Here is an 11,875-nt window from a genome sequence, read left to right as displayed (position 1 = left end):
TTTATGAAGAAATATCTTCTAACAATTTCTGCTTTTATATTACCCTTATTAAATTATGCTCAAGATGCTGAAAAGGGGCTCGATCAAAAAATAGATGAAGCTTTTCAACCAGTTGCTGATGGTTTTTTTGATGCTATTTTCTTTCCAGTATACAAGAGCGAAACTATGGAAATACCATTTGTTCTCTTATTATTAGTTGGTAGTGCTTTGTTTTTTACTTTATATTTCAAATTTCCAAATATCAGACATTTTTTTACAGCTATTAATGTTGTAAGAGGAAAGTATGATGACGTTGATCACGCTATTGTTGAGACAGCTTATGGTGATTCTACACCAGGAGGTGATTCTATTGAAACAATCAGGGATGAGAGTGAAGAAGGAGAAGTAAGTCATTTTCAAGCATTAGCAACAGCAGTTTCAGGAACAGTAGGGAATGGAAATATTGCAGGTGTTGCATTGGCTATTGCACTTGGTGGACCAGGGGCTACATTCTGGATGATTGTTTGTGGACTACTTGGAATGTCAACAAAATTTGTAGAATGTACATTGGGTGTTCAGTTTAGAGATGTAGGTGAAGATGGAGTGGTTTATGGTGGTCCTATGTATTATATAAGCAAAGGATTAAAGTCTAAAGGGTTCAAAACATTAGGAAAAGTAGCAGCTGCAATTTTTGCAGTATTCTGTATTGGTGGTTCTTTTGGTGGTGGTAATGCAGCACAATCTAACCAAGCAACAATAGTAATTAAAGAATTATTTAATTGGGAAAGTACGGCTGCAGGTGCAATTGTAGGTATAGTTTTAGCAATTTTGGTTGGAATTATTATCATTGGTGGTATAAGACGTATAGCTCAAGTAACAGAAAAAGTTGTTCCATTTATGGCAGTTATGTATGTTGCTGCATGTTTCTATATCATTTTAAGTAACTTTAGTTTAATCGATGATGCTATCGGTTTAATTGTAAAAGAAGCGTTTAATCCAACTGCATTTGGAGTTGGTGGATTAATAGGTGTTTTATTAGTTGGATTTCAAAGAGCAGCATTTTCTAACGAAGCAGGTGCCGGTTCGGCATCAATCGCTCATTCAGCGGTAAAAACAAAATATTCTGCTTCTGAAGGTTTAGTTGCGCTATTAGAACCATTTATTGATACAGTATTGATTTGTACAATGACTGCTTTGGTAATAGTTATCTTTAATTTTGGTGGTTTCTTTGAATATGGTGGCGATGGTTCAGGTGTTGTCTTTATTGATGGTGTTGGTTATGAGGGGGCAGGAATTACATCTAAGGCATTTGCTCAATATATACCTTATTCAAATATATTCTTAACTATAGCAGTTGTATTATTTGCTGTGTCAACAATGATTTCCTGGTCATATTACGGCTTGCAATCTTGGAAATTCTTGTTCGGTAGAGGAAAGATAGCAGATATGGTTTACAAAATTTTATTCTTAATTTTTGTAGTAATTGGTGCAGCAGCAAGTATGGGATCAATTTGGAAATTCTCAGATGCAATGATATTTGCCATGATTTTTCCTAATATGATTGGTTTATTCTTTTTGTTTCCTATCGTTAGAAAACAACTAACGAGATATCTTGATGCTATTAAGGCTAAAAAAGAGTAGATTGTTATTAAAATAAATATATGAAATCCCATTTCCAGTTTTCAAACCAACAGCGAAATGGGATTTTTTTATTGCTATTTATTATTATAGTAATTCAATGTGTTTATATGTTTGTGGATTTTGGTAATGAAAATAATTACTCTAATAATTCCCATATTGAGGAGCTCAGAAAAGAAATAGATTCCCTGCGCGCAGCTGAAATTGAGAACAATAAACCAAAGATTTATCCATTCAATCCAAATTATATAACCGATTATAAAGGGTATACTCTAGGGATGAGCAATGAAGAAATTGATAGACTTCATCAATTTAGATCAAATAAGCAATGGGTCAACTCTGCAAAAGACTTTCAAAAAGTAACTCAGGTTTCCGATTCTCTTTTATCAATAATTTCACCATATTTTAAGTTTCCGGAATGGGTAGCCAATCCAAAGTCAAAAACAAGTTTTACCAATTACAATTCTAATGTAATCAAGTCTTTTGTTCAAAAGCAAGATCTTAATAAAGCTTCTGAAACTAGTTTAAAGAAAGTATATGGTATTGGTGAAAAATTAGCTGGACGTATAGTTCAATACCGCAATAGATTAACAGGTGGTTTCCATTCCATGGTAGAATTATCTGAGGTTTATGGTTTAACACCAGTGGTTATTGATAATGTCAAAAAAGAGTTTGCAGTGAAATCACCTAGAGAAATAAAAATATACAATCTAAATACTGCTACAAGAGATGAATTGGTACTTATCAAATACATTGACTATGAGGTTGCGAATAATATAATTGAAGAACGAACCCTAAGAGAGGGCTTCAATTCTTTAGAAGAATTAACAAAAGTTGAAGATTTCCCAATAAATAAATATGAGATAATTAAGTTATATTTGCATCTTTAAAAATTGCGAAAAATGACAACCTTATATTTTACTGAAGAACATAATTTATTTAGAGAAAGCCTAAAGGGTTTTTTACATAAAGAAGTTGTTCCTCATATTGAAAAATGGGAGGAGCAAGGGAATTTAGATAGATTTATTTGGAAGAAATTCGGTGAAATGGGTTACTTTGGTTTAGCCTATCCTGAAGCCTATGGTGGGTTAGATTTGGACTTGTTCTACACAATTATTTTACTGGAAGAATTACAAAAAATTAATTCTGGTGGATTTGCAGCGGCCATTTGGGCTCATGCCTATTTAGCAATGATGCATATTAATAAAGAAGGTGATGACGCTATAAAAGAGAAGTACCTAACATCTAGTATTTCAGGTGATAAGGTAGGATGCTTATGTATTACAGAACCTTTTGGAGGGAGTGATGTCGCAGGTATGCGAACTACAGCAGTAAAAAAAAGCGATAAATATGTTCTAAACGGATCAAAGACTTTTATAACTAACGGAGTTTACAGTGACTATCTCGTAGTTGCGGCAAAAACGAGTCCGGAATTAGGAAATAAAGGAATTAGCATATTTGTAATGGATAGAGAAACACCCGGTGTTTCTGCCACTAAATTAGATAAGCTCGGTTGGCGAGCTTCTGATACTGGTGAGATTGCTTTTGACAATGTTGAAATTCCTGCTTCCAATTTAATGGGAGAAGAAAATCAAGGGTTTGGTTATATAATGCAACATTTTGCGTTAGAACGTTTAATAATGGGTGTGAATGCACATGCTAGAGCGGAGTATGCTTTAGGGTATGCGAAGCAATATATGAGTGAGCGAACCGCTTTTGGTAAAACCATAGATAGATTTCAGTCTTTAAGACATACTTATGCAGAATGTGAGACACAAATGGAAATTTGTAAGCAATTCAATTATTATGTAGCCAAACGGATGGATATAGGAGACTATGTTGTTAAAGAAGCTACGATGTCTAAGTTACAATCAACTAAAATGGCAGATGATGTTATTTATCAATGTCTACAATTCTTGGGTGGATATGGTTATATGGAAGAATATCCAATGGCAAGATTAGCAAGAGATAGTCGTTTAGGACCAATTGGTGGAGGTACTTCAGAGATACTCAAAGAAATCATTGCAAAAATGAGTATTGATAATAAAGACTATAAACCAGCTACATAATTTATTAGTACATTTTATTAGTCTTTTACTCAAATGTCTTATGATTAATAACCTACAGTTAAAATTGTTTTTCTGCATTTTTTTCTTGATTGCATTAAATGCAAATGCACAGATCGAGTTAAAAAACAAAGTAGTAGATTTTACATCGCTTTTACCATTAGAAAATGCTAGTATTTATATTCAAAATACTACTATAGGTACTGTAAGCAATTCTGATGGAAGATTCTTATTGCTAGTGCCAAATGAGTTTAAGAAAGACACTCTGGTAATCTCATCTATTGGTTTTAAGACATATAAGGTTCAAGCAGAAGAATTCGATAATACCCTTGATATCTTTTTAGAGGAAGACGTCGCAACCTTAGATGAGGTGGTAGTATTGGCTGAACCGAGACCAACAACCGGGAATGGTATTGTTTTAAAAGCGCTAGAAAAATTAGAAATTAATCTTCCAGATTCATCCTACATCCAAAAAGGATTTCTTCGTCACAAGGAACGAAATAAAGTAGAGTTTAAATGGCTTATTGAAAGTGCGATTACACTATACGATTCAGGATATACGGTCTCGTCCAATAAACATTTAAAAATTAATGTAGACCAAGTACGTAAAAGCTACGACTTACGTGATATAGATAGTATCTTTTCTTATGTGTCGTATAGTAATCAAAAAAATTCAGGCCAGAGACTAAAGGTTAATGATGTCAATAGAGATGATCTTTCTACGGATCAATTAATCCAAGCTATAAAATGGAATGACACTAGAGTAAATGGATTACAAAATTTATTCAAAGGGAAATTAAATTTGCTTCGAAATTCAAAAAATGAAAATGCTCTATTTGGAGAAGAGGTTCTACAAAAACATCAGTTCAAACTCGATACAATTTTGGTAGATAATGAACGCAAGATTTACAAGATAAAGATTGAAAAAAGTTTTGATTTTGTAGGACTCCAAACCAAAGGGATTTATAATGAAGGCTATATCGCTAATGGTTGGCTGTATATTTACTACGATAATTATGCGATAAAGAGAATTGAGTACGATTTAATTGCGGCTTCAGATGCTCAAAAAATTAGAAGTAAAAGACTTTTTGATACACAGGTAAATCATAAACTGATAATTAATTACATGGAGTATGAAGATAAAATGTATCCAAACTATATTTATTATGAAACGCCAAAATTGGTAACTGTAGGTTTAAAGTCAAATACAGAAATGACCGAGAGTCAGAAGAATCGTTATAATAAAAATGAAAGGTTTTATTATACCGTACAAGAAGTATTGTTTTCTGAAATTATCATGGACCATGAAACGGTGCAATTAGAATTACAAAAAGATTGGGACACTGATATCTTTTCACTTAAACCTTACAATAAAGACTTTTGGCAAAATTACAATGTCCTTTTAGAAAGTGAAGAGGATGAGAAGTTGATAAAAGACTTAACTAGAAAAGCGTCCTTATTTAAAGAATAAATTTATTCTAGAAATTAAAAATCACTTTATATTTGTAGCGTAAAATTTAAAAGAGAGGAGGTTAAGACCTATGTTGAGAATTCAAGTAAACGAAAAAGAAAATATAGAGAGGGCTTTAAAACGTTTAAAGCGCAAGTTTGATAAAACTGGTACCAAGCGTCAGCTTCAGTCAAGAAAACATTATACGAAGCCTTCAGAAGTAATGAGAAGACAGCTTCAAAACGCAGAACACATCCAAACCTTAAAAGATCAAGAGGCATTTTAGACTTATTCAATGTATTTATTAAATCCTGCGAAATGCAGGATTTTTTCTTTATAAATATTTGCTTCTAATTGGTTATATTTAATCACCTACAAATTGGTATGAGTTTAAAATCGTTTTCTGATTATATGTTGCTTGAGAAAAATTATTCTCAACATACTGTGTTGGCTTATATTAGAGATATTGAGTCACTTGAAGAATATTTGAATGGACACTATGATGTTAATGATATAAATGACGTTGAATATTCTCTCATAAGACAGTGGATTATAGAATTAGTGAATAAGGGAATTTCCAATCGGAGTATCAATAGGAAAGTATCATCCCTTAATGCTTATTACAAGTTTTTACAAAAAACTCAGATAATTGAAAATAATCCGTTAAAGAAGCATAAGGCATTAAAAGTTGGTAAGAAAGTCAATTTACCATTTTCACAAGAAGAACTTAGGGAGGTTCTTGATAATACAATTGAAGTCAATGATTTTGAAAGTGCCAGAGACAGTCTCATTGTTGAATTGTTCTACTCAACGGGGATAAGAAGAATTGAGCTTGTAAACTTAAATTTAAAGGATGTAAATTTTTCTCAAAAGCAATTAAAAGTACTCGGTAAACGCAATAAGGAGAGGTATATCCCAATTATTGATTCGCTTTTACAGTCTTTTGATACTTACATTATATATCGTAATCAACTTCCTACTATTATAGATAAGGAGGTCCTTTTTTTAACAAAAAAGGGTATTAAAATTTACGAAATGCTTGTTTACAGAATAATAAATAAGTATTTTAGTATAGCATCTTCAAAAGCAAAATGTAGCCCACATGTACTAAGACATTCTTTTGCTACTCACTTATTAAATGAAGGTGCAGATTTAAATGCAGTAAAAGAACTTCTTGGACACACTAGTTTGGCAGCTACACAAGTTTATACTCATAATAGTATAGCTGAGTTAAAAAAGGTCTATGCCAAATCTCATCCGAGAAATAAAAAATAATTCTGCATTTAAGAAAATAGCAGGTGATGAATTTTTAGGATTTTTCACTATTGTATAATTTAAAACTACGCCTATGAAAGTAAACACTCAATCTGTAAACTTTACTGCGGATCGTAAACTAATTGATTTCATACAAAAACGTATGGATAAATTAGACATATTTTATGATAAAATAATATCTTCGGATGTGTATTTAAAAATCGAAAATACAAGTGATAAAGAAAACAAAGTGTTTGAAGCGAAGGTAAGTGTTCCGGGAGACAGCTTCATAGTTAAAAAACAATGTAAGTCATTTGAAGAAGGGGCCGATATTGCCGTTGCATCTTTAGAAAGACAGATAAAAAAGAGAAAGCAAAAATTGAGAACTCATAGTTGAGTAAAATTTTTTTAAAATTGTTTTGAATAAAAAAAATAAACACTACATTTGCAGTCCGTTAGAAATAGCGGACTTTTTTATGGTCTTAAAAGGGCATTTTAAAGTAAGAAAAAGCCGATATAGCTCAGCTGGCTAGAGCAGCTGATTTGTAATCAGCAGGTCGTGGGTTCGAGTCCCTCTATCGGCTCTTAAGGAGTTAAAAACCAGTTCTTTAAAATATTGAAAACACAAAGGGAAGATACTCAAGCGGCCAACGAGGACAGACTGTAAATCTGTTGGTTTTCACCTTCGCAGGTTCGAATCCTGCTCTTCCCACAAATAATTTAAATTCATTAATTTTGAATTATTTGAATTCATTTTCAATCAGGATTTTCGAGAAAACCGATGAAATTTTGATTAAATCGAGCAAGGTTTAAGGCTTGCAAAAAGCGGGAGTAGCTCAGTTGGTAGAGCGTCAGCCTTCCAAGCTGAATGTCGCCGGTTCGAACCCGGTCTCCCGCTCAAAAAAAATTCCTGCGAAGGCAGGAATCTCATTAGATTAATGAGGAAGTAAACACTTTACGCCGGTGTAGCTCAGGGGTAGAGCGTTTCCTTGGTAAGGAAGAGGTCACGAGTTCAAATCTCGTCATTGGCTCTTTTTTCTAAGATAAATTTAGAATTAAAATTGAACACTAATATTAAATAAGATTAAATAAATTAAACATGGCAAAGGCAACTTTCGATCGTTCAAAACCACATTTAAACATTGGTACAATTGGACACGTAGATCACGGTAAAACAACTTTAACTGCTGCTATTACTAAAGTATTAGCTGATGCAGGTTTATCTGAAGCAAAAGATTTCGATCAAATCGACAACGCACCAGAAGAAAAAGAAAGAGGTATTACAATTAATACTTCTCATGTAGAGTATCAAACAGCAAATCGTCACTATGCACACGTTGACTGTCCAGGTCACGCGGATTACGTTAAGAATATGGTAACTGGTGCTGCCCAAATGGACGGTGCTATTTTAGTTGTTGCTGCAACAGATGGTCCAATGCCACAAACTCGTGAGCACATTTTACTAGGTCGTCAGGTAGGTATTCCACGTATCGTTGTTTTCTTAAACAAAGTTGATATGGTTGATGATGAGGAGCTTTTAGAATTAGTAGATATGGAAGTTAGAGATTTATTAAATTTCTACGAGTACGATGGTGACAATGGTCCTGTTGTATCTGGTTCTGCTTTAGGAGCACTTAATGGTGAGCAGAAATGGGTAGACACTGTAATGGAATTAATGGAAGCGGTTGACTCTTGGATTGAAGAGCCAGTACGTGACATGGACAAGCCATTCTTAATGCCAATTGAAGATGTATTCTCAATTACTGGTCGTGGTACTGTTGCAACAGGTCGTATCGAAACTGGTGTAGCTAACACAGGTGATCCTGTTGAGATCATTGGTATGGGTGCTGAGAAATTAACTTCAACAATTACAGGTATTGAGATGTTCCGTCAAATCCTTGATAGAGGAGAGGCTGGAGATAACGCTGGTATTTTATTGAGAGGTATAGAAAAAACTCAGATTTCTAGAGGTATGGTGATTACTAAGCCTGGATCTGTAACACCACACTCTAAGTTTAAGGCTGAGGTTTATATCCTTAAGAAAGAAGAAGGTGGTCGTCATACACCATTCCATAACAATTATCGTCCACAGTTCTACGTACGTACGACTGATGTAACTGGAAACATTGCGCTTCCAAGTGGTGTAGAAATGGTAATGCCTGGTGATAACTTAACAATTACAGTTGAGTTAATCCAACCAATTGCAATGAACGTAGGTTTACGTTTCGCTATCCGTGAAGGTGGTAGAACAGTTGGTGCTGGTCAGGTAACTGAAATTTTAGACTAAACACTATACAGTTAAATAGTAAATTAAGGTGTCCTGTAATCAGGACGCCTTGATTATTATTTACGGGTTTAGCTCAGTTGGTAGAGCACTGGTCTCCAAAACCAGGTGTCGTGAGTTCGAGTCTCGCAACCCGTGCTAAGCAGAATTCAGTCATAATTATGACTACTAAATAAATAACAAATGGGAGGAATAGTAACGTATATAAAGGAATCATTTGAGGAATTAAAGAATAATGTGTCTTGGACACCTTGGCCTGAAGCTCAAAGATTAACAGTTTTAGTAGCTGTGTTTTCTATTATTTTTTCATTAGCCATTTGGGGTGTAGATACTGTTTTTAGTAGAGCAGTAAAGGCATATTTTCAATTTATAAACTAACAATATATACACTAAGAGAATGTCAGAGAAAAAATGGTATGTTGTTAGAGCTGTAAGCGGTCAAGAAAATAAAATCAAGACCTATATAGAAAATGAAATTTCTAGATTAGGTTTAGAGGATTATGTTGATCAGGTTTTAGTACCAACGGAAAAAGTGATTCAGATTCGTAACGGGAAAAAAATAAACAAAGAAAAAGTTTATTTTCCAGGTTACATTATGATACAGGCTAACCTAAGTGGTGAAATTCCTCACATTATTAAGTCCATTACAAATGTAATTGGGTTTTTAGGAGAAACTAAGGGTGGAGATCCTGTACCATTAAGACAATCTGAAGTTAACAGAATGTTAGGTAAAGTAGATGAGTTAGCAATAGAAGCAGATGCTTTAGTTGCAATTCCATTTACAAAAGGAGAAACCGTAAAAGTAATCGATGGTCCTTTCAATGGATTTGATGGTACTATCGAAAAGATTAATGAAGAAAAGCGTAAGCTTGAGGTAATGGTGAAGATTTTCGGTAGAAAAACACCACTAGAATTGAGCTATATGCAAGTAGAAAAGTTATAATAATTGTTACAATAAAGATAGCGTAAAGTCTTGCTTCCAATTAAGATTAAGCGCACTAAACATTTAAAAATGGCAAAAGAATTAGACAAAGTAGTTAAGCTACAAGTTCGGGGAGGTGCTGCGAATCCATCGCCACCGGTTGGACCCGCTTTAGGTGCTGCTGGAGTTAATATCATGGAGTTCTGTAAGCAGTTTAATGCTAGAACTCAAGATAAACCAGGTAAAGTTTTACCTGTGGTCATTTCTGTTTACAAAGACAAATCATTTGAATTTGTAATCAAGACACCACCAGCTGCAGTACAGTTATTAGAAGCGGCCAAAGTAAAGAAAGGATCTGGAGAACCAAACCGACGTAAAGTAGCAAAAGTAACTTGGGATCAAGTTAGAGCTATTGCAGAAGATAAGATGGTAGATTTAAATGCCTTCGAAATCGGTTCGGCAATGAAGATGGTAGCTGGTACAGCTAGATCTATGGGAATCACTGTTAAAGGAGGTGAGGCTCCAAACTAAAATTTTTGAAATGGCAAGATTAACAAAAAAGCAAAAAGAAGCGAGAGCAAAGGTTGATAAGAATAAACTTTACTCTTTAGAAGAAGCTTCAGCTTTACTTAAAGAAATTACATACACAAAGTTTGATGCATCAGTAGATTTAGCTGTAAGATTGGGTGTGGATCCACGTAAAGCCAATCAAATGGTACGTGGCGTGGTTTCTTTACCACATGGTACAGGTAAAGATATGAAGGTACTTGCATTAGTAACTCCAGATAAAGAAGCAGAAGCTAAAGAAGCCGGTGCTGATTATGTTGGGTTAGATGAATACTTACAAAAAATAAAAGATGGTTGGACAGATGTTGACGTTATCGTAACTATGCCAAGCATTATGGGTAAGTTAGGACCATTAGGTAGAGTATTAGGGCCAAGAGGTCTTATGCCAAATCCAAAAACAGGGACGGTTACTATGGATGTAGCTAGAGCTGTAAGTGAAGTTAAAGCTGGTAAGATTGATTTCAAAGTTGATAAAACAGGAATTGTACATGCTCCAATTGGAAAGGCATCTTTTAGTGCTGAAAAATTGGTAGGTAATGCAAATGAACTTTTAACAACTTTAATGAAGTTAAAACCAACAGCATCAAAAGGTACTTACATGAAGAGTATTTACATGTCAAGTACTATGAGTCCAAGTATAGCAATTGATACAAAAATAGGATAGTAGTTAAACTTAGAATATTATGACAAGAGAAGAAAAATCCCAAGTAATTGATGAGTTGACTGCTCAATTAGCTGAAAACACAAATATCTATTTAACTGATATTTCTGGATTGGATGCAGCAACAACTTCAAACTTAAGAAGAGCTTGTTTTAAATCAAATGTAAAACTAGCTGTAGTAAAAAATACATTATTAGAAAAGGCTATGGAGGCCTCTGATAAAGATTTCGGTGAATTACCAACAACTTTAAAAGGAAATACCTCTGTAATGTATTCAGAAGCTGGTAATGCACCAGCAAAGGTTATCAAGGCATTTCGTAAGAAATCTGAGAAGCCTCTATTAAAAGGTGCTTTCATTGAAGAAGCAGTTTATATTGGTGATGATTTACTAGATACATTAGTAGATATTAAGTCGCGTGAAGAATTAATTGGCGAGATCGTTACACTGTTACAATCTCCTGCTAAAAATGTTATTTCAGCGCTTAAGTCTAGTGGAGGAACTATCGCTGGTATAGTAAAAACCCTATCTGAGAGAGAAGGTTAAAAAAGAACACACAAAAATTATATAAAAAACACACACATTAAACAATAGAAAAATGGCAGATTTAAAAGATTTCGCAGAACAATTAGTTAATTTAACTGTAAAAGAAGTTAACGAATTAGCTACAATATTAAAAGAAGAGTATGGTATCGAGCCTGCTGCTGCTGCAGTTGCAGTTGCTGCTGGTGGTGCTGCTGCAGGTGGTGGTGACGCTGCTGAAGAGCAAACTGAATTCGACGTAATATTAAAAGCAGCTGGTGGTTCTAAATTGGCAGTAGTTAAATTAGTTAAGGAATTAACTGGTTTAGGATTAAAAGACGCTAAAGGTTTAGTTGACGATGCACCAAGTACAATTAAAGAAGCTGTTTCTAAAGACGAAGCAGAAGGCTTAAAATCTTCTTTAGAAGAAGCAGGAGCTGAGGTTGAGCTTAAGTAAGCTTACCTTAACCTACAACATATGGTTTAGGTCTGGAGTCGCCCTCTAAGACCTAAACCCTTTTGTGTATATAAAGG

The 11,875-nt window shown here is 34.2% G+C and carries 14 protein-coding genes and 5 tRNA genes; all 19 read left to right on the top strand.

The window, feature by feature from the left end; genetic code table 11:
* Positions 1–3 precede the first annotated feature (3 nt).
* The 19 genes from DUZ96_RS00375 (at position 4) to rplL (ending at position 11,798) form a co-directional block, all read left to right on the top strand.
* Complete coding sequence (locus tag DUZ96_RS00375; RefSeq protein ID WP_114299331.1) at positions 4–1,620, top strand: sodium:alanine symporter family protein; 1,617 nt, start codon at positions 4–6, stop codon at positions 1,618–1,620.
* A 20-nt stretch (positions 1,621–1,640) separates the two neighbouring features.
* Complete coding sequence (locus tag DUZ96_RS00370; RefSeq protein WP_114299330.1) at positions 1,641–2,507, top strand: helix-hairpin-helix domain-containing protein; 867 nt, start codon at positions 1,641–1,643, stop codon at positions 2,505–2,507.
* A 12-nt stretch (positions 2,508–2,519) separates the two neighbouring features.
* Positions 2,520–3,686 (top strand): acyl-CoA dehydrogenase family protein, encoded by a 1,167-nt coding sequence (locus DUZ96_RS00365; RefSeq protein ID WP_114299329.1) that lies wholly within the window; start codon positions 2,520–2,522, stop codon positions 3,684–3,686.
* Between the two features lie 40 nt (positions 3,687–3,726).
* On the top strand, positions 3,727–5,154 hold the full coding sequence (locus DUZ96_RS00360; RefSeq protein ID WP_114299328.1) for a carboxypeptidase-like regulatory domain-containing protein: 1,428 nt from the start codon (positions 3,727–3,729) through the stop codon (positions 5,152–5,154).
* Positions 5,155–5,224: 70 nt separating this feature from the next.
* A complete protein-coding gene (gene rpsU, locus DUZ96_RS00355) occupies positions 5,225–5,419 on the top strand; it encodes a 30S ribosomal protein S21 (RefSeq protein ID WP_114299327.1) in 195 nt (64 codons plus the stop codon).
* Between the two features lie 98 nt (positions 5,420–5,517).
* Positions 5,518–6,408: a tyrosine-type recombinase/integrase gene (locus DUZ96_RS00350; RefSeq protein ID WP_114299326.1), complete on the top strand. Its 891-nt coding sequence runs from the start codon at positions 5,518–5,520 to the stop codon at positions 6,406–6,408.
* Between the two features lie 73 nt (positions 6,409–6,481).
* A complete protein-coding gene (locus tag DUZ96_RS00345; RefSeq protein ID WP_114299325.1) occupies positions 6,482–6,784 on the top strand; it encodes an HPF/RaiA family ribosome-associated protein in 303 nt (100 codons plus the stop codon).
* A 113-nt stretch (positions 6,785–6,897) separates the two neighbouring features.
* Positions 6,898–6,971 (top strand) — tRNA-Thr (locus DUZ96_RS00340).
* Between the two features lie 45 nt (positions 6,972–7,016).
* Positions 7,017–7,099: transfer RNA gene (locus DUZ96_RS00335), tRNA-Tyr, on the top strand.
* Between the two features lie 113 nt (positions 7,100–7,212).
* Positions 7,213–7,285: transfer RNA gene (locus DUZ96_RS00330), tRNA-Gly, on the top strand.
* A 61-nt stretch (positions 7,286–7,346) separates the two neighbouring features.
* Positions 7,347–7,418 (top strand) — tRNA-Thr (locus DUZ96_RS00325).
* Between the two features lie 68 nt (positions 7,419–7,486).
* Positions 7,487–8,674 (top strand): elongation factor Tu, encoded by a 1,188-nt coding sequence (gene tuf, locus DUZ96_RS00320; RefSeq protein WP_114299324.1) that lies wholly within the window; start codon positions 7,487–7,489, stop codon positions 8,672–8,674.
* 62 nt (positions 8,675–8,736) lie between these two features.
* Positions 8,737–8,809, top strand: a tRNA-Trp gene (locus DUZ96_RS00315).
* Between the two features lie 45 nt (positions 8,810–8,854).
* The gene (gene secE / locus DUZ96_RS00310; protein WP_114299323.1) at positions 8,855–9,049 is read left to right on the top strand and encodes a preprotein translocase subunit SecE; all 195 of its coding nucleotides are present in this window, start codon (positions 8,855–8,857) and stop codon (positions 9,047–9,049) included.
* Positions 9,050–9,068: 19 nt separating this feature from the next.
* On the top strand, positions 9,069–9,614 hold the full coding sequence (nusG, locus tag DUZ96_RS00305) for a transcription termination/antitermination protein NusG (protein ID WP_114299322.1): 546 nt from the start codon (positions 9,069–9,071) through the stop codon (positions 9,612–9,614).
* A gap of 69 nt (positions 9,615–9,683) precedes the next feature.
* A complete protein-coding gene (rplK, locus tag DUZ96_RS00300) occupies positions 9,684–10,124 on the top strand; it encodes a 50S ribosomal protein L11 (protein ID WP_114299321.1) in 441 nt (146 codons plus the stop codon).
* A 10-nt stretch (positions 10,125–10,134) separates the two neighbouring features.
* Positions 10,135–10,824 carry a 50S ribosomal protein L1 gene (gene rplA / locus DUZ96_RS00295; RefSeq protein WP_114299320.1) on the top strand — a complete coding sequence of 230 codons (690 nt, stop codon included), beginning with the start codon at positions 10,135–10,137 and terminating at the stop codon, positions 10,822–10,824.
* A gap of 19 nt (positions 10,825–10,843) precedes the next feature.
* Positions 10,844–11,365, top strand: coding sequence for a 50S ribosomal protein L10 (gene rplJ, locus DUZ96_RS00290; RefSeq protein ID WP_114299319.1), 522 nt, complete (start codon positions 10,844–10,846; stop codon positions 11,363–11,365).
* A 52-nt stretch (positions 11,366–11,417) separates the two neighbouring features.
* Entirely contained in the window at positions 11,418–11,798 is a 381-nt protein-coding gene (rplL, locus tag DUZ96_RS00285) for a 50S ribosomal protein L7/L12 (protein ID WP_114299318.1), read from the top strand.
* Positions 11,799–11,875: the final 77 nt, after the last annotated feature.

Source organism: Winogradskyella sp. KYW1333 (assembly GCF_003335675.1).
In the GTDB taxonomy this organism is placed as follows: Bacteria; Bacteroidota; Bacteroidia; order Flavobacteriales; family Flavobacteriaceae; genus Winogradskyella.
The sequence above is the reverse complement of the archived record's forward strand: the minus strand, read 5'-3'. Positions and strand labels throughout refer to the sequence as shown.